This window comes from Halobacillus sp. ACCC02827 (assembly GCF_030291935.1).
Classification (GTDB): Bacteria; Bacillota; Bacilli; order Bacillales; family Halobacillaceae; genus Halobacillus.
The window spans coordinates 2,348,169-2,365,875 of record NZ_CP128168.1 but is presented as its reverse complement, the minus strand read 5'-3'; the positions used below and the strand labels follow the sequence as shown (position 1 = coordinate 2,365,875).

The window sequence follows — 17,707 nt, the reverse complement described above, 5'->3', positions numbered from 1 at the left end:
ATGACGGAACATATGATTCAAGTGGAGAAATTAAATAAATCATTCGGGGACAATCATGTTCTGAAGGATATAGATTTTCATGTGAAGGAAAGGGAAGTAGTCGTGCTGATCGGGGCGAGCGGATCAGGAAAGAGTACACTGCTCCGATGTTTAAACTTCCTGGAGATGAAAAATGATGGGGAATTATTCATTAAAGGAAAGCAGATTGATCCGAAGAAAGAAGATTTGAACAAAGTCAGGCAGCAGGTGGGGATGGTATTTCAACACTTTAATCTGTTTCCCCATAAGACAGTACTCGGTAACGTTATAGAAGCACCGATTCAAGTGAAAGGGATGCCGAAAGCAGAAGCCAAGCAGGTAGGATTGGAGCTTTTGGAGAAGGTCGGCCTTTCTGAGAAAGCGGAGGATTATCCGTCCCGTTTGTCCGGAGGGCAGAAGCAGCGGGTGGCTATAGCACGGGCACTCGCTATGAAGCCGGAGATCATGCTTTTTGATGAACCTACCTCCGCGCTGGATCCGGAGCTTGTCGGTGAAGTGCTGCAGACTATGAAGGCATTGGCACAGGAAGGAATGACCATGGTGGTTGTGACGCATGAAATGGGATTTGCCCGGGAAGTGGCCGATCGGGTCGTCTATATGCATGACGGGAAAATCGTAGAATCAGGAACACCTGCAGAGATTTTTGAATCGCCTAAAGAGGAACGTACGCAGGCATTTTTAAGTTCCATACTATGAACAAAGGCGCGGGGCTGTGATCCCGCGCCTTTCATTTATTTTTTTCTGATGACGTACATTCCGTATGCAATCAGCACTACCGGCCAGAATCTTTCCAGAACATTAACAATCCTTTGGACCCAGAGAGACCAGGCAGGAGTTCCCGGTGTGAAAACAGCAAAGAGACCAATGGTGATGCAGACGATTGCCGGGATCAATCCGCGCTTCGTTTTAGAGTAATAAAGGAGAAAGGAAATCCCGATGATCCATAGGTACACCGCCCAGTGATCGATCCAGAAGCTGGTATGCGCCTGAAGGGTGAAGTGAACCCCAAGTCCTGTCACTAATGCTCCTGTGAACAGGTTGGAATAGTCTTTTGCCACATAACTATGTAAGAGCAGGGCGATACCGATGATGACAAGCAGGGATGACCATGAGTAAAAAGGGATCAGTTCGGGAATATTGAGGTGGCGTAGTAAAAAATAAACACCAAAGCCGATGAATAGAAACCCGATTAAAGAATTTTGTTTCGTCAAAATTAATCACATCCTTGCTGAAAATATAAGCGAAGATCTTTGCACTGTCTATATTATTTTGCTATATTACAAATGGGTTATAAATTATAATATTTCTAAAGTAATACTCATACTTTATAAATGGACTACTTTTTTATCGTATCACAGCAGATTCAAAATCTGTTCATATTTGATGCGGAAAATCGTCGAGGTTTTGTGCTATAATACAGGATATGTGAGAAGTTTTGAACGCTAATGGGGGTAGATGAAATGCATATTTTAGCTATCGGTCTTAATTATAGAACAGCCCCTGTGGAAATTCGAGAGAAGCTTACTTTTTCGGAGGATCGGCTGGAAGAAGCGATGACACAGCTCAACACACAAAAAAGTGTGTTGGAGAATGTTATTATTTCAACGTGTAACCGGACGGAAATCTATGCCGTGGTGGATCAGCTCCATACAGGGCGTTATTATATTAAGCAATTCCTTGCTGATTGGTTCCGAATCGATAAAGACGAATTTTCACCGTTTCTTTCCATTTACGAAACGGACGGGGCGGTCGAGCATCTGCTCAGGGTTACCGCAGGACTGGATTCGATGGTGCTCGGTGAAACACAGATTCTCGGTCAAATGAAGCAGGCTTTCCTGCGTGCTCAAGAGGCAGGTTCAACAGGGACGATCTTTAATCAATTATTTAAACAGGCCGTTACAATGGCGAAGAAGGCGCATAAAGAGACAGAGATCGGTGAAAACGCTGTCTCAGTCAGCTATGCGGCCGTAGAGCTGGCTAGAAAGATTTTCGGGGACCTTGTTCATAAACATATCGTTATTCTTGGTGCCGGCAAGATGGGGGAACTGGCTGCTAAGAATCTTCACGGTTCCGGTGCTCGTAAGGTGTCTGTGTTGAACAGAACACTATCCAAAGCAGAGGCGGTCGCCGACCAGTTTAACGGGGAAGCGAAGACGATGGATCAGTTGGAGGAAGTACTGACAGATGCGGATATCGTTATCAGCTCTACTGGTGCAACAGAATACGTCATCACCAGGAATCAGATGGAGCCGATCCACAAGCAGAGGAAAGGGAAGCCGTTGTTTTTCGTGGATATCGCTGTACCACGGGATCTTGATCCTGCTATGGAGTCGTTGGAGAGTGTGTTCCTGTATGATATTGATGACCTGCAGGGAATCGTTGACGCCAACCTTGCATTAAGGAAACAGGCGGCTGAAGAGATCGAACTGATGGTGGAAGCAGAAATCGTCGAGTTTAAAGAATGGCTGCAAACGATCGGAGTTGTACCGGTCATTTCAGCACTACGGACGAAGGCTCTGGATATTCAGGCAGAAACGATGAAGAGTATAGAACGGAAGATGCCGGAATTGACAGATCGGGAACGGAAAGTGTTGAACAAGCATACGAAGAGCATTATCAACCAAATGCTGAAAGAACCGATTTCTCAGGCCAAGGAGATTGCCGCCAAGCCTGATGCAGAGGATTCTCTACGCTTGTTCACGCAGATATTCGGTATAGAAGAACAAGTGGAAAAAGAGGTAGAAAAACAGGAAAAAAAGAATAACACAACGGTGAAGCATCATCCGGAAACGGCAAACCCGATCGCATTTTTAAGCTCCATGGTTAAATCTTAAGGTGGACATCCAATGCTAGAATTCAAATGGGTTTATGAACTCATCCTTTTCTTGTACGGGCTTAGTCTCATCGGATATTTCATCGATTTTGTACAGACGAACCGGAGGGCGAACCGCATCGCCTTCTGGTTACTTAGTATGGTCTGGGGTTTGCAAACCTTTTTCCTGTTGGCACAGATTCTGATCAAGGACAACTTCCCTATTATGACAGTGTACGATGGACTGTATTTCTACACCTGGATTCTTGTGACGTTCTCTTTGATAATCAACCGGCTGTTCCGGATGGACTTTCTCGTGTTTTTCACGAATGTAGTAGGATTTCTCATTATGATCATTCACCTTTCCACACGGGCACAGAGTGTTCTTGGAAACAACGGGGTCGGGCTTGTCAATGAACTGCTCGTCATTCACATCAGTCTTGCCATCATATCCTATGGGTTCTTCACATTATCCTTTATTTTTTCCATGATGTATTTACTTCAATACCGTCTGCTGAAAAGAAAGAAATGGAATGCGAAGCTTTTCCGACTCGGTGATTTGACGAAATTGGATCAGTTCTCTTATGTGGCTGTTATACTCGGAGTACCGCTCCTTTTGATCGCCATTATTCTCGGGGTGGTTTGGGGGTATGTCTCCCCTGATGTCTTCTACTGGTATGATTCGAAGACGCTCGGATCTTTCCTTGTGCTGAGTGTCTATATCGTCTATTTGTTCTTAAGAGTCGTAAAGGGGTATCAGGGACGAGTGATTTCGATCTTCAATACCGCCGCTTTTCTATTTCTTTTAATTAATTTCTTTCTGTTCGGTTCTTTATCTAATTTTCATTTCTAGTTATGAGGAGGCTGTCTTGTGCGAAAAATCGTCATTGGTTCACGTAAAAGTAAATTAGCGATCACCCAGACGGAATGGGTGATTGAACAATTGAAACAAATCGATCCGGGTTATGAGTTTGAAATCAAAAGGATTTCAACTAAAGGGGATCGAGTCCTGGATGTTACGCTTTCCAAAGTGGGAGGAAAAGGGCTGTTCATTAAAGAAATCGAACAGGCCATGTATGACGGAGACATCGATATGGCCGTCCACAGTATGAAAGACATGCCGGCTGTTGTCGCGGAAGGGCTTGTCGTAGCGTCCGTTCCGATTAGGGAAGACCACCGCGACGCCTTCGTTTCTGTCGGAAATGTTGCTCTGAAGGACCTGCCGACAGGAGCGGTCGTTGGGACAAGCAGTCTGCGACGCGGTTCCCAAATCAAAGCCGTCCGTCCTGATTTGGAAATCAAATGGATCCGGGGAAATATCGATACCCGCTTAAAAAAACTTCACGAAGAGGATTACGATGCCATCATTCTCGCAGCCGCAGGCTTAAAGCGGATGGGGTGGGATGACGATGTGGTCACCGAATACTTAGAGCCGGATGTTTGTGTACCTGCCGTCGGTCAGGGGGCGCTGGCCATCCAATGCCGGGAGGATGACAAGGAGCTGAGAGACTATTTGATGAAGCTGAATCATGAATATACCTCGTCCACCGTCACAGCGGAACGTAAATTTCTTCATGATTTAAACGGGGGCTGCCAAGTACCTATTGGGGGTTATGCTTATAGAAAAGCAGACGAAATCGTACTGACTGCTCTCGTGGGAAGCCCTGACGGCACGACGATCCTTCATGAAACGGTTTCGGGAACTGATCCCGTGTCTGTAGGAGCGGAAGCTGCTGCGCGCTTGAAGGACAGGGGTGCTCAGGAAATCGTTGATAAAGCGAAAGAGGAGTATGAGCAGTAATGAAACCGCTGGAAGGGAAAGGCATCCTCGTTACAAGAGGAAAATCCCAGGCGCAGCGTTTCATCAAGCACATTGAAAAGCAGGGGGGAGTGGCTTATCATGCCCCTCTTCTTACCTTCCAATTGAAAGATACAAAAAGCAGTTCCCACCTTCTGCATGAACTTCACGACTATTCTTGGGTTTTTATGACGAGCTCTAATGGCGTGAAGTTTTTTTTCGAGCTTTTGAGAAAGCACGGAAGGACGGTCCCTCCGGAACTCAGGTTTGCAATCGTCGGGAAGAAGACGGAGCAGCAGCTGAAACAATTCGGGTACAAGGCCGATTTCGTTCCAACGGAATACCGTGCGGAAGTAATGGGAGGAGAATTTCTCGAAGCTTTTCCGGAACCGGGAAAAATTTTGTACATAAGAGGTAATTTATCGAGAGATGTTCTCCCTGCATATTTCAAAGCTGAGCAGGTGTTTTTTCATTCGATGACCGTGTATGATACGCTACTAGTGGACGATCACAAGCGGCATATAGCGGCTTGGCTTGAGGAGGGGCGCCTTGATGCTTTGACTTTTACCAGCCCCTCTACCGTCAAGGCCTTTCATACTGCTGTCAGTGATTCGGAAAATAAAGGACGGAAGCTTCCCTGTTTCTGCATCGGCCCAACAACAGCAGATGCGGCAGCGCGCTTCGGTTTTACAAATATCTGTATACCAGAGAATTACACCATTGAATCCATGATTGAACGCATCGTTCAGTACTTTTCTAGCGAAGGGAAACGATAATTATGAAAGAAACAACATTTAAACGACACCGTCGTCTGCGCCGCACAGACTCTATGAGAGCGCTCGTGCGTGAAACGAAGCTCAGTACGGATGATCTGATCTATCCGATTTTCGTTGTGGAAGGAGAAAACATCAAAAATCCAGTGGCTTCCATGCCTGGTGTCCACCAGGTCTCTCTAGATTACCTTACGGAAGAGATGCAGGAACTCGTGAATCTGGGTATCCGGTCGGTCATCGTGTTCGGCGTACCGAAGGAGAAAGATGAGGTCGGAACACAGGCTTTCCATGAGCATGGAATCGTCCAGCAGGCAATCCGTCAAATCAAGGAAGAGGTGCCGGAGCTCACGGTCATCGCGGATACCTGTCTCTGTCAATATACCGACCACGGCCACTGCGGCGTTGTTCGCGACGGGGAAATAATCAATGACGAATCGTTGAAGTACCTTACGCAAACCGCAGTGACACAGGCGGAAGCCGGAGCGGATATTATCGCACCTTCCAATATGATGGACGGGTTTGTCGCTGCCATCCGTGCGGGTCTGGATGAAGCTGGTTTCCATCACATTCCTGTGATGTCCTATGCTGTTAAATATGCATCTGCCTTCTATGGTCCTTTCCGTGACGCCGCTCACAGCACACCACAATTCGGCGACCGTCGGGCGTATCAGATGGATCCTGCCAACCGTTTGGAAGCGCTGCGTGAAGCGGAATCTGATGTAGAAGAGGGAGCAGACTTCCTCATCGTCAAGCCGGCTCTTGCTTACTTGGATATTATGAGAGAAGTGAAAGATCGTTTCCGTCTTCCGCTGGTCGCCTACAATGTCAGCGGGGAATATTCCATGATCAAAGCAGCTGCCCAGAACGGCTGGGTTAAAGAGCAGGAGATCGTTATGGAGAAGCTGTTGTCCATGAAACGCGCAGGTGCGGATCTGATCATCACCTATTTTGCCAAAGATGCAGCGAAGTGGCTGAACCAATAAAAGAATAGAAGAAAGGGTGCAGATTATGAGGAATTTTGATCAATCAAAGCAGGCGTACGATAAAGCAGTAGATTTGATGCCCGGCGGGGTCAACTCCCCTGTCCGTGCGTTCAAATCCGTAGATATGGACCCGATTTTTATGGAAAGAGGGGAAGGGTCGAAACTTGTGGATATCGATGGAAATGAATATATCGATTACGTACTTAGTTTCGGTCCGCTCATTCTTGGCCATGCAGACCCTAAAGTGACGGAAGCCTTAACGAAGGTGACGGCACACGGGACAAGCTTCGGGGCACCTACCAGAATGGAGAACAAGCTTGCGGAGCTTGTCATTGAACGTGTACCATCCATTGAAATGCTTCGGATGGTGAACTCCGGTACAGAAGCGACGATGAGCGCGCTGCGTGTAGCCAGAGGCTATACCGGCCGTGATAAAATTCTTAAATTTGAAGGGAATTATCACGGACACGGGGATTCCCTGCTTATCAAAGCAGGTTCCGGTGTTGCTACGCTCGGTCTGCCTGATTCCCCGGGAGTTCCGGAGTCGATTGCTCAGAATACGATTACGGTCCCCTATAACGATTTGGAAAGCGTTCGTTACGTTTTCGAACAATACGGAGAAGATCTCGCTGCCGTCATCATCGAACCGGTATCCGGGAATATGGGTGTCGTACCGCCGACGGAAGCATTCCTTAAATCTCTGCGTCAGTTGACAGAAGCCAACGGCACGGTTCTTATCTTTGACGAAGTGATGACAGGGTTCCGTGTTGGTTATCACAGCGCCCAAGGGCACTTCGACGTCACTCCTGACATGACCACCCTCGGTAAAGTGATCGGAGGAGGCCTTCCTGTGGGGGCTTACGGTGGAAAGCGGGAAATCATGGAGCGTGTCGCTCCAGTTGGTGATATTTATCAGGCCGGAACACTTTCCGGGAACCCGCTTGCTATGACGGCCGGATTTGAGACGCTTTCCGCTCTGACGGAAGAATCCTATACTTCTATTAACCACAAAGTAGACCGATTGGTGGAAGGTTTTCTTCATGCAGCGGAAACGCACGGCGTTCCATTGACGGTTAATCGAGCGGGATCCATGGTTGGATTCTTCTTTACGAACGAGCCGGTCACTAATTTCGAAACGGCCAACCGGTCGGATTTAGCATTGTTTAAGAAATATTTTCAGGGGATGGTCCAAGAAGGAATTTATCTCCCGCCTTCGCAGTTTGAAGGAATGTTCTTATCGACGAAGCATACGGATGAGGATATCGAGAAAACGATACAGGCCGCAGAAAAAGTATTCGCCGGTCTTAAGTGACTATTATACAAAAGCGTACGGGTCCTTCCCGTACGCTTTTGTTTTTGTGGAAAAAGTGCTGGTCAAGAGGAGCGTACTGGGAGTCTCCTGATTAACCGCATTCGTTGGAGGCTGGAGTTTTTCAGCTGTTGGGCCTTTTTCTGCTTTTCAGCTCTTATGTATATATCTGCTCCTGTCGCATATGGTGATAAAAGAGAATCGTGTTTATTACCTTAGGGAGGGGACCTGACATTGCAGAACAAACAAAATGTATTTTCCTTTTATTTAGATGAATCGATTTGGTTCAAGGAGGGACAGGGAGTACGAGAGCTGATTGGTATCTCCTTAGAACCTGAGATATCCATTGAAGAGCTGGGAGATGTCGTCCGGTTGAAGGGGACGGTGGAACTTGCGGGAGAATATATCCCGACAGGAAACACGGGGGATCCCGAGGATGCAGCATTCACGAACTCGGTGAGGATTATGGATCATGTCGCGCCGGTCGAAGGGGATGCGTATGAATTCCGTCACCAATTCCCGGTAGAAATAACGGTACCATTAGAGAGAGTATCGAATTTAGAGGATGTTCTCATCGATATTGAAAGTTTCGATTATGAACTACCAGCCACACGTCAGCTTCGCCTGCATGCCCACATTAATATCAACGGCATCGAAGAAAAGGATAAAGGGGCTGCGAATGCAGAATCCTTTGACGAATCTGCAAGGGTTGGGCCGGTCAATTTCCCTGAAGATAAAGCCCAGGATATTCCGATTTTCCCGGAACGCGAAGCTCCTGTTTTTCAGTTCGACCAGCAACAGGAATCGGTGGATGATAAACCGAGTTCATCCAGTGATGGACGGTGGACGTACAAAAAGTCACAGAGCTTCCCGGAATTTTTCGGTCATACAGCTCCGGCATCGGAAACACCACCTGCAGGTGACGAGGCCGAGCCTTCGATGGAGACGATCGTCGATTGGGAGGAAGTAGAGGTCAGTGTGGAAGAATCGCAGACGTCTTCTTCGGAAGAACAGGAACAAAAAGCGCCGGGCGGAATGGACGGAATTAAACAGATTTTCAAACACCTATTTCCGAATAGGGAAGATACGTACACACAAATGAAGATGTATATTGCACAAGAAGAGGAGACACTTTCGTCAATCGCTGAGAAGTATGGTGTAACGGTGAAACAGCTGGAGCGGGTGAATGAACATACAGAGGATGTGTCTCCGGGTCAAATTGTATATATTCCGAGCTAAATCCATTTGTATTTGAAAGCAAGAAAAAGCCCCAATAAAAAACCAAACAGGAAAATATCGAACGTCGTCGGGAAAATGATCATTCGGATGGTTTGAAAGATGACGATCGGCAGTAAGCATTTCTCGAGAACATACAGCCAGTTTCTGCACCAGATCGGCAGACGGTACCTATATAAGCGGCTGAAGAGGAACACCTCCATACTTTTTTTGAGCGTTTTCCCATCATGGAATGGGCGGACGCTCATTTTTTTTGTTACAGGTTGACTAAAGCATTGTTTTCTATATACAATATGTTATATAACCTTTATACGTGAAATGCTTAGATAGGGAAGAGTACATGAACAATTCCTAAAGAGAGGAAAACATTCGGTGAGAGTTTTCCAGGAACCCTGTTGATGGAAGGTCGCCCTTGATGCAGCTTCTTTGAACCAAAGAGTAGGAGAAGCCGGTTAGAAGCCGTTATGTCAGTCGAGTGTACAGGAAGAGTATGTTGTTTTCCTGTAAATGAAGGTGGTACCACGGAATGAATCCCCTCCGTCCTTTTTTGGACGGAGGGGTTTTTATTTTATACAAAGAGAATAGAAGGAGGAAGATCGGAATGGATCAACAAGATCTTTCGATGCCGACAAAGTACGATCCGGCAGCAATTGAAAAAGACCGGTATCAGTACTGGGTGGACGGCAAGTTTTTTGAAGCAACAGGAGATAAAGAGAAGGAGCCTTATACTATTGTCATCCCGCCGCCGAACGTCACAGGGAAACTGCACCTTGGCCATGCGTGGGATACGACATTGCAGGATATTTTAAGCCGTGTGAAGCGGATGCAGGGATATGACGTCCTTTGGCTGCCGGGAATGGATCACGCGGGCATTGCGACACAGGCGAAAGTCGATGCCAAACTTCGGGAAGAAGGAATCAATCGTCATGATTTAGGACGGGAGAAGTTCCTGGAAAAGTCCTGGGAGTGGAAGCATGAATATGCAAAATTCATTCGCGCCCAGTGGGAGAAACTCGGCCTCGGTTTGGACTATTCAAGAGAGCGTTTCACTTTGGATGAAGGTCTTTCAAAAGCGGTTAAGGAAGTATTCGTCAAGCTTTATGAGAAAGGTCTCATTTACCGCGGGGAGTACATCATCAACTGGGACCCTGCGACACAGACAGCTCTTTCCGATATTGAAGTGGAATATAAAGATGTCCAGGGCGCGTTCTATCATATGCGTTATCCGCTGAAGGGCGAAGAAGGTTCGATTGAAATCGCAACGACACGCCCGGAAACCATGCTTGGAGACACAGCCATTGCCGTTCATCCGGAAGATGATCGTTACAAACATTTGATCGGCAAAAAAGCGATCCTTCCTATCGTTGGAAGGGAAATTGAAATTGTCGGAGACGATTATGTCGATATGGAATTCGGATCAGGAGCGGTGAAAATCACACCGGCCCACGATCCAAATGATTTTGAAATCGGCAACCGCCATAACCTTGAACGCATTCTTGTCATGAATGAAGACGGAACAATGAATGACAACGCCGGTAAGTATCAAGGGATGGATCGTTTCGAGTGCCGGAAGCAGATTGTCAAGGACCTTCAGGAATCCGGCGTTCTCTTTGAGATTGAAGAGCACATGCATTCTGTCGGCCATTCGGAACGGAGCGGAGCAGTAGTTGAACCGTATCTTTCCACCCAGTGGTTCGTTGACATGAAGCCTCTCGCAGAAGCGTCCGTCGATCTTCAAAAAGGAGACGATCGAGTAGCATTCGTGCCGGAACGATTCGAGAAGCCGTACCTGCACTGGATGGAAAATACGCGTGACTGGTGTATTTCCCGTCAATTGTGGTGGGGACACCGCATTCCAGCCTGGTACCATAAAGAAACCGGGGAAGTGTATGTCGGCAAAGAAGCACCGGCAGATGAGGAAAATTGGAAGCAGGAAGAAGATGTCCTCGATACATGGTTCTCTTCCGCTCTGTGGCCGTTTTCCACAATGGGCTGGCCGGATGAGGACAGTGAAGATTATAAGCGCTACTTCCCGACGAACGTTCTTGTTACCGGTTATGACATCATCGGATTCTGGGTAAGCCGGATGATCTTCCAGTCGCTTGAATTCACAGGGAAGCGTCCGTTTGACGACGTTCTTATCCACGGTCTTGTCCGTGATGCTGATGGACGGAAAATGAGTAAGTCCCTCGGAAACGGTGTCGATCCGATGGATGTCATTGAGAAGTATGGCGCGGATTCGCTGCGTTACTTCCTATCTACCGGCTCTTCTCCGGGGCAGGATCTGCGCTTCCACTGGGAGAAGGTGGAATCAACGTGGAACTTCGCCAACAAGATTTGGAACGCCTCCCGCTTTGCGCTCATGAATATGGGAGATTTAACGTTTGAGGACATTGATTTGTCCGGGAAGAAATCCGTTGCCGATCAGTGGATTCTGACTCGTTTGAATCAGACGATTGAGCAGGTGACGACGAACATCGATAAGTATGAGTTCGGGGAAGCAGGACGTCACCTGTATAACTTCATCTGGGATGACTTCTGTGACTGGTACATTGAAATGGCGAAGCTGCCGTTATACGGAGAAGACGAGGCGAGAATTCATACGACCCGTTCGATCCTAGCTTACACGCTTGATCAGACGATGCGTATGCTTCATCCGTTCATGCCTTTCATTACAGAGGAAATTTGGCAGCATCTTCCGCACCAAGGAGAGTCCATCACGCAGGCGTCCTGGCCGGTAGTCCGGGATGACTTCCATAACGAAGGAGCAGTGGCGGAAATGGAGCGTCTCGTTTCCATTATCCGATCCGTGCGGAATATCCGCTCCGAAGTGGATACGCCGATGTCTAAAGAAATTCAGTTGATGATTCAGGCGAAAGATCAAGCTGTCGTTGATGAGCTTGAGAAGAACCGTGCCTACCTGGAACGTTTCTGTAATCCAAGCGAGCTTGAAATTTCGACAGATCTTCAGGCACCTGAAAAAGCCATGTCAGCGGTTGTTACCGGAGCGGAACTTTATCTGCCGCTTGCAGGTTTAATCAATATCGAGGACGAGATCAAGCGTTTGGAGAATGAATGGAAGAAGTGGGATCAGGAAGTCACCCGCGTCCAGAAGAAATTGTCCAATGAAGGTTTTGTCAAAAAAGCGCCGGAACAGGTTGTCGAAGAAGAACGGAAGAAAGAAACCGACTATTTGGATAAACGTGCAAAAGTCGAAGCGAGAATCAAGGAATTGAAAGCATAAACAATGGAAAGGGAGTGTATTCTTTAGGAATACGCTCCCCTTTTTGAAGGTAGGGAAGACAGCTATGAATTATCAAGAAGCTTTGGATTGGATTCATTCGAGAGAGAAGTTCAAAGTGAAGCCGGGTTTGAAGCGCATGGATTGGATGATGGAACGCCTCGGCCATCCGGAGAAGGGCTTTAAAGCGATTCACGTCGCCGGTACAAACGGCAAAGGCTCGACCGTTTCCTTTCTGAGGAATCTCCTCCAAGCACAGGGATACACGGTGGGAACCTTCACTTCTCCTTATATCGAAAGATTCAATGAGCGTATCAGCCTGAACGGGGAGCCGGTTTCTGATGCGGTGATTGCACGCCTTGTGGATCGGATACGTCCGCTTGCTGAGTCTTTGAAGGAAACCCCTTTAGGAGAACCGACAGAGTTTGAGATCATAACTGCTATGGCGATGATCTACTTTGACGAGCAGCCGATCGATTATGCCGTCGTGGAAACGGGACTTGGTGGACGGTATGATTCGACGAATATTCTTCATCCCATCGTTTCTGTCATCACAAATATCGGACATGACCATATGAATATCCTCGGTTCGACAGTAAGGGAGATAGCTGGTGAAAAGGCGGGGATCATCAAGCAGAAGGTCCCGGTCGTGACAGCAGTTAAACAGCCCGAGGCAATGGAAGTCATCCTTGAAGAAGCAACGAGTCAAAAAGCACCGTTATTCTCTTTAACTACGCATTTTCACGTCACACATGAGGCAAGTACACCGGAAGGGGAAACATTTATATTCCGGTCGGGTGCGTATGAATCGGAACTTCTTCTCAGTAGAATGAAAGGGCATCATCAGGTGGAGAACGCATCGGTCGCCCTCCAGACAATGGAGAGTTTAAAGCAGGCCGGAGATGCCATCGACCGCAGGCATTATAGGAGCGGATTGGAACAAACGACATGGCCGGCACGCTTCGAAACGGTCCGGAATCAGCCGCTTACTATTATTGACGGGGCTCATAACGAAGAAGGGACCAAGGCTCTCGTGGATACAGTGAAAGAACATTACAGGGGACGGTCGGTTGTTCTCGTTTATGCAGCTTTGGAAGACAAGCCGGTTATAAAGATGATGAATCAATTGAAAGAAGTAGTCGATTTCGCAGTCGTGACCAGCTTTGACTTTCCGAGAGCCTTGCAAGAAGAAGACCTTGCTTCTCTCTCCCCAATTAAACCGACGCTTCCTGCGGAAAACTTACAGGAAGCGTTGAGGCTCGCCGAGCAGCAGTTGGATGATAAGAGTGTGTTGTTAATAACGGGGTCCTTATACTTTATCTCGGACGTTAGAGCATACTTTAAATCAAAAATGAAGAAGTGACTGAAAACGTCTGGGCTTCCTCTATGAGGGAGTCCAGTTTTTTTGGTTTTTGTGATGCTTTATGCTTATTTGTTAAGGTTACAGTGCGACAAATGTCGGTTTATAAGATATAATTTGGTGGTAAAAAAGATTCATTTGATAAGTGGCTGACAAGGAGCGTTGAATAGATATGGTGCATAAGAAAACCGCTTGGAAACTGGTGCTTGTTTTAACGATCGGTATATTTCTGCTCTTCCTCACCACCCAGGAGGCGGCAAAGGCTTTCACTTTTGTAACCGGGGGAGGCAACTACGCGGAAAATACGACGGTCGCTTCTATATCTCTGGCCGGCAAGAACCAGAAAGAAGCGGAAAAAATCTTAGCAGACAACATAGAGGAATGGCGGGATGAAACAGCCGTTACGTTATCAGCATCAGGAAAACGTATTGTTCTGGATACGGAAGAAGTGACGTTTGATGTGAAGGAAACATTGGAGGAGGCGGTCCAAGGGTCTGATAACGGTCTGGTCGTTGTACTCTCCGACCGTTTTTTTGATCCATTAGAAGAAGAGATGGACAGCGAATTAAGAGATTCACTCTCAGAAAAGATGCTGCGTGACGTTGTAAAAGAGGATGCTGCTTCCCTCCCGGAAGATTCTTTGGAATACGACGCCTATCATTTTCTTGATCAGGAGAATGAAGAACTCTATGAATCGATTGGAAGCCAGACGATGAACGTACCGGCAGAGGTGGATATGGAGCGAATGAGAAAGCTGTTCGATCATGCAGAAATGGAAAATGGGGAGACATTCTCCATGCTTGATTTGTTGTTTGTGGAAGGTGTATATGATGAACAAGCGCTGAATATGGCGGCAACAGCCATCTACGGTGCGAGTCTGAAAGCTGGGTTTGATGTGGAGGAAAGACACATCAGCCAAAGGAGACCGGCATTTGCTGAAATTGGCATGGAGGCAGGTGTGAATCTAAAGGACAAGCAGGACCTGAAGCTGTATAACCCTTATTCTCATGACTACATATTGAACTGGGAGGAGACGTCTTCTGGATTCGAGGTGTCCTGGACCGGCTACCCGACAGGCTCAGATTATCAGATTTATGTCCGATCGGCAGGCACCGTACCGCCGAAAGCGATTGTCGAGTATTCCACCTTGTTGGAACCCGGGCAGGTGGAAGTGGTGCAGCAGGGACAGGACGGGGAAAGCGCAGAGACATGGCGGGAAGACCGTGCGTCCCTTAACGGTGATGAGGAGCTCTTAACGGAAGATTATTATCCTCCTGTCCCTGGGGTGGAGGTGCATTCCAGTTTTGTCGTGCTGAACGAGTTGGAAGAGGAAGCACAAGTGGATTCCGAAGTCGTGAAGCACCCGTCCCTGGATGGTACGAAAGCTTCCAATCCTGTCGGACCAGGAGAAGTGGATGTGTGGGAAAATGTGCAGGAGTGGGAGAAGAAATGATGGAACGTAAAGTGAAGGTGGGAGGATAAGATGACAAGAAGGAAGCGGCTTGGTGATCTGTTGAAAGAAGCAGGTGTCATTGAGGAAGCTCAAATAGAAGAAGCCCTGAAAGAAAAGCAAGCAGACCAAAAGCTCGGAGACGTATTGGTGGAGAAAGGGTATGTGACGGAACAACAGTTGATCGAAGTATTGGAATTCCAACTGGGCATTCCGAAGGTTTCCCTTTTTCACTTTCCTGTTGATTCCCAAGTTATCTCTATCGTGGATAAGGACTTCGCCCTTCGTAATCTGCTTGTTCCCATTCAGCGTAAGGGTAGAGAATTAACGGTTGCAATGGCGGATCCCATGGACTACTACTCCATCGATGACATGAAAATATCGACAGGGTTTCAGATTTCGCCGGTCATTGCCACGAAGTATGAAATCATTCAGGCGGTGAACCGTCATTATAATTTGAGCGATTCCGACCTTGAGGAAGAAAAGGACGGGGAAGCTCCTGCCATCCGACTGGTGGATCAGCTGCTCCAGGCAGGAGTGCAGATGAAAGCGAGCGATATACATATCGATCCACAGGAATCAAAGGTGTTGATCCGGTACCGGATTGACGGCGTATTGAGGACGGAGCGTACGCTGCCGAAAAGTCATCAAAACAGTTTGACTGCCCGTGTGAAAATCATGGCGGACATGAATATTACAGAAACACGTCTGCCCCAGGACGGACGGATCAAGACGAAGGTCGACCACGGAACGGTAGATTTGCGAATCTCGATTCTCCCGACAGTGTTTGGGGAGAAGGTCGTCATTCGAATTTTGGATTTGGCGAATACGCTCGGCGGAATCGATGAACTCGGTTTCCATCCCGTCAATAGAGATAAGTACCTCGACTTAATTCAACAACCCTCGGGTCTGCTGTTGATCACCGGCCCTACTGGTTCTGGAAAATCCTCTACACTCTATGCTTCTTTAAACCGTCTTAATACGGAGAATGTCAATATTATAACGGTGGAAGATCCGGTAGAGTACCAGATTGAGGGGCTCAATCAGGTGCAGGTCCATACCAAGGTCGGGTTGACGTTTTCGGAAGGCCTGCGTTCGATTCTTCGCCAGGATCCGAACATCGTCATGGTCGGAGAGATCCGCGATTCCGAAACAGCAGAAATTGCCGTGCGCGCATCGTTAACCGGTCATCTCGTTCTTAGCACGCTTCATACGAACAGCTCCATATCGGCCATTCCCCGCCTGTTTGATATGGGAATCGAACCGTATTTAGTCGTATCCTCTTTATCAGGGGTTGTGGCTCAAAGGCTTGTAAGAAGGATATGCCGGGATTGCAGACAGGCGTATACGCCAAGTGAGATGGAGAGAAATCATTTTCGGAAACGCGGGATTCAGGTGGATCAAATATACAAAGGCGCCGGCTGTAACAGCTGCCAGAATTCCGGCTACAGAGGGCGGATGGCCATCCAGGAGGTGCTTGTCATTGATGATGAAATTCGAAGTTTAATGATGCAGCACAAGAGTATGGAGGATGTTCAGCGCTATGTGAGGGACGCAGGCATGATGTTTCTTTTGGATGACGGACTTTTGAAGGCGCAGCAGGGGTTGACGACACTGGAAGAGGTCCTCCGAGTCGCAAAAGCATATGGAGGGAGGGATGGGCAATGAAGGAACAATTGGATGAGTTATTGACACTTGCGAACAGCTATGGTGCATCTGATATTCACATGACGGTGGGAGTCCCTCCGATTTTCCGGATCCATGGAGAACTGCAGCGGTTCGGAGAAGAGAAGGTGAGGCCGGAAGATACAGAAGCGATGGCAGAAGCGATCCTGTCCGACGTTCTTTTGGAGCAGTTGAGGAAAGTGAGAGAAGTGGACGTTTCTTACGGCATTGCCGGTGTGTCCCGGTTCCGGATCAATATTTTCTATCAGCGCAATTGTCTGTCCCTTGCCGTCCGAATCGTGCCCCGTAACATTCCGACCATCAGCGAACTGCACATGCCCGACGTGTTGAAAGATATCAGCATGTTTCCTCAGGGGCTCGTGCTCGTGACCGGGCCGACCGGGTCGGGGAAGTCGACCACACTTGCATCGATGGTCGACCATATTAATCAAACCGGTAAAAAGCATATCATTACACTGGAGGATCCGATCGAGTACACGCATAATCACAAGAACTCGATCGTTGATCAGCGGGAAATTGGTTTCGATACACGAAATTTCGCGAATGGTCTCCGCGCGTGTTTAAGGCAGGATCCGGACGTCATCTTAGTTGGGGAACTCCGGGATTACGAAACCATTTCGACAGCTCTGACCGCAGCAGAAACCGGTCACCTCGTTTTGGGTACGCTGCATACTACAAACGCACCGGATACGATTGACAGGATCATCGATGTTTTTCCACCGGCACAGCAGGGGCAGGTAAGGGTCCAGCTTGCGAACGTCCTGCAGGCAATCGTTTCGCAGCGGCTGTTCCAAACAATGGACAGGAAAGGGCGCCGTGCAGCCGCAGAAGTGTTGATCAATACACCTGCCGTTAAGAATTTAATTAGAAACGCAAAGATTCATCAAATTAAGAATGTACTGCAGACGTCCAGAGCTAACCGGATGCAGACGCTGGAAATGTCTATTTTGGAGCTTCTTGGTAAGAAAGTGATTGATGAGAGGGATGCGGCTCCATTCCTGAAAGAAGGGGGCGTTTAAT

15 protein-coding genes and 1 other annotated feature are annotated in these 17,707 nt (G+C 47.7%); of the genes, 13 read left to right on the top strand and 2 right to left on the bottom strand.

Going from position 1 to position 17,707, the window contains the following annotated elements; translation table 11 throughout:
* Window positions 1-735, top strand: coding sequence for an amino acid ABC transporter ATP-binding protein (locus QRD89_RS12595; RefSeq protein ID WP_026577147.1), 735 nt, complete (start codon window positions 1-3; stop codon window positions 733-735).
* A gap of 35 nt (window positions 736-770) precedes the next feature.
* Here QRD89_RS12595 and QRD89_RS12590 read toward each other — a convergent pair whose 3' ends face one another.
* Entirely contained in the window at window positions 771-1,250 is a 480-nt protein-coding gene (locus QRD89_RS12590; protein WP_026577148.1) for a LiaI-LiaF-like domain-containing protein, read from the bottom strand.
* A gap of 249 nt (window positions 1,251-1,499) precedes the next feature.
* Here QRD89_RS12590 and hemA point away from each other — a divergent pair, with 249 nt between their 5' ends.
* The 7 genes from hemA to spoVID all read left to right on the top strand — a co-directional run bounded on the left by hemA (window position 1,500) and on the right by spoVID (window position 8,953).
* The gene (gene hemA, locus QRD89_RS12585) at window positions 1,500-2,873 is read left to right on the top strand and encodes a glutamyl-tRNA reductase (protein ID WP_286095371.1); all 1,374 of its coding nucleotides are present in this window, start codon (window positions 1,500-1,502) and stop codon (window positions 2,871-2,873) included.
* A 12-nt stretch (window positions 2,874-2,885) separates the two neighbouring features.
* Window positions 2,886-3,704: a cytochrome c biogenesis protein gene (locus QRD89_RS12580; protein WP_008635073.1), complete on the top strand. Its 819-nt coding sequence runs from the start codon at window positions 2,886-2,888 to the stop codon at window positions 3,702-3,704.
* Between the two features lie 18 nt (window positions 3,705-3,722).
* The gene (hemC, locus tag QRD89_RS12575; RefSeq protein WP_008635072.1) at window positions 3,723-4,652 is read left to right on the top strand and encodes a hydroxymethylbilane synthase; all 930 of its coding nucleotides are present in this window, start codon (window positions 3,723-3,725) and stop codon (window positions 4,650-4,652) included.
* The gene (locus QRD89_RS12570; protein WP_286095366.1) at window positions 4,652-5,425 is read left to right on the top strand and encodes a uroporphyrinogen-III synthase; all 774 of its coding nucleotides are present in this window, start codon (window positions 4,652-4,654) and stop codon (window positions 5,423-5,425) included. Before hemC ends, QRD89_RS12570 begins: the two co-directional genes overlap by 1 nt.
* 2 nt (window positions 5,426-5,427) lie before the next feature.
* Window positions 5,428-6,405 (top strand): porphobilinogen synthase, encoded by a 978-nt coding sequence (gene hemB / locus QRD89_RS12565; RefSeq protein WP_286095365.1) that lies wholly within the window; start codon window positions 5,428-5,430, stop codon window positions 6,403-6,405.
* A gap of 25 nt (window positions 6,406-6,430) precedes the next feature.
* Window positions 6,431-7,717, top strand: coding sequence for a glutamate-1-semialdehyde 2,1-aminomutase (gene hemL / locus QRD89_RS12560; RefSeq protein ID WP_026577151.1), 1,287 nt, complete (start codon window positions 6,431-6,433; stop codon window positions 7,715-7,717).
* 231 nt (window positions 7,718-7,948) lie between these two features.
* Window positions 7,949-8,953: a stage VI sporulation protein D gene (gene spoVID, locus QRD89_RS12555; protein ID WP_062513879.1), complete on the top strand. Its 1,005-nt coding sequence runs from the start codon at window positions 7,949-7,951 to the stop codon at window positions 8,951-8,953.
* Here spoVID and QRD89_RS19275 read toward each other — a convergent pair.
* Entirely contained in the window at window positions 8,950-9,153 is a 204-nt protein-coding gene (locus QRD89_RS19275) for a YszA family small membrane protein (protein WP_008635067.1), read from the bottom strand. The two genes, spoVID and QRD89_RS19275, sit on opposite strands and share 4 nt — an antisense overlap.
* A gap of 111 nt (window positions 9,154-9,264) precedes the next feature.
* Window positions 9,265-9,498: a binding site (T-box leader), on the top strand.
* 53 nt (window positions 9,499-9,551) lie between these two features.
* Between QRD89_RS19275 and QRD89_RS12550 the strand changes: the two genes are divergently transcribed.
* From QRD89_RS12550 to QRD89_RS12530, 5 genes are all read left to right on the top strand, one after another.
* A complete protein-coding gene (locus QRD89_RS12550) occupies window positions 9,552-12,194 on the top strand; it encodes a valine--tRNA ligase (protein WP_286095362.1) in 2,643 nt (880 codons plus the stop codon).
* A gap of 64 nt (window positions 12,195-12,258) precedes the next feature.
* On the top strand, window positions 12,259-13,554 hold the full coding sequence (locus tag QRD89_RS12545) for a bifunctional folylpolyglutamate synthase/dihydrofolate synthase (protein WP_062513878.1): 1,296 nt from the start codon (window positions 12,259-12,261) through the stop codon (window positions 13,552-13,554).
* 169 nt (window positions 13,555-13,723) lie between these two features.
* Window positions 13,724-15,004 carry a VanW family protein gene (locus QRD89_RS12540; protein WP_286095358.1) on the top strand — a complete coding sequence of 427 codons (1,281 nt, stop codon included), beginning with the start codon at window positions 13,724-13,726 and terminating at the stop codon, window positions 15,002-15,004.
* A gap of 30 nt (window positions 15,005-15,034) precedes the next feature.
* On the top strand, window positions 15,035-16,669 hold the full coding sequence (locus QRD89_RS12535; RefSeq protein WP_286095357.1) for a GspE/PulE family protein: 1,635 nt from the start codon (window positions 15,035-15,037) through the stop codon (window positions 16,667-16,669).
* The gene (locus tag QRD89_RS12530; protein WP_008637913.1) at window positions 16,666-17,706 is read left to right on the top strand and encodes a type IV pilus twitching motility protein PilT; all 1,041 of its coding nucleotides are present in this window, start codon (window positions 16,666-16,668) and stop codon (window positions 17,704-17,706) included. Before QRD89_RS12535 ends, QRD89_RS12530 begins: the two co-directional genes overlap by 4 nt.
* Window position 17,707: the final 1 nt, after the last annotated feature.

What these genes read in the sequence shown, in the direction of transcription:
- QRD89_RS12595 (WP_026577147.1), top strand. Translation starts at nt 1, where the DNA reads ATGACGGAACATATGATTCAAGTGGAGAAATTAAATAAATCATTCGGG.
- hemA (WP_286095371.1), top strand. Translation starts at nt 1,500, where the DNA reads ATGCATATTTTAGCTATCGGTCTTAATTATAGAACAGCCCCTGTGGAA.
- QRD89_RS12580 (WP_008635073.1), top strand. Translation starts at nt 2,886, where the DNA reads ATGCTAGAATTCAAATGGGTTTATGAACTCATCCTTTTCTTGTACGGG.
- QRD89_RS12570 (WP_286095366.1), top strand. Translation starts at nt 4,652, where the DNA reads ATGAAACCGCTGGAAGGGAAAGGCATCCTCGTTACAAGAGGAAAATCC.
- hemB (WP_286095365.1), top strand. Translation starts at nt 5,428, where the DNA reads ATGAAAGAAACAACATTTAAACGACACCGTCGTCTGCGCCGCACAGAC.
- hemL (WP_026577151.1), top strand. Translation starts at nt 6,431, where the DNA reads ATGAGGAATTTTGATCAATCAAAGCAGGCGTACGATAAAGCAGTAGAT.
- QRD89_RS19275 (WP_008635067.1), bottom strand. Translation starts at nt 9,153, where the DNA reads ATGGAGGTGTTCCTCTTCAGCCGCTTATATAGGTACCGTCTGCCGATC.
- QRD89_RS12550 (WP_286095362.1), top strand. Translation starts at nt 9,552, where the DNA reads ATGGATCAACAAGATCTTTCGATGCCGACAAAGTACGATCCGGCAGCA.
- QRD89_RS12545 (WP_062513878.1), top strand. Translation starts at nt 12,259, where the DNA reads ATGAATTATCAAGAAGCTTTGGATTGGATTCATTCGAGAGAGAAGTTC.
- QRD89_RS12540 (WP_286095358.1), top strand. Translation starts at nt 13,724, where the DNA reads ATGGTGCATAAGAAAACCGCTTGGAAACTGGTGCTTGTTTTAACGATC.
- QRD89_RS12535 (WP_286095357.1), top strand. Translation starts at nt 15,035, where the DNA reads ATGACAAGAAGGAAGCGGCTTGGTGATCTGTTGAAAGAAGCAGGTGTC.
- QRD89_RS12530 (WP_008637913.1), top strand. Translation starts at nt 16,666, where the DNA reads ATGAAGGAACAATTGGATGAGTTATTGACACTTGCGAACAGCTATGGT.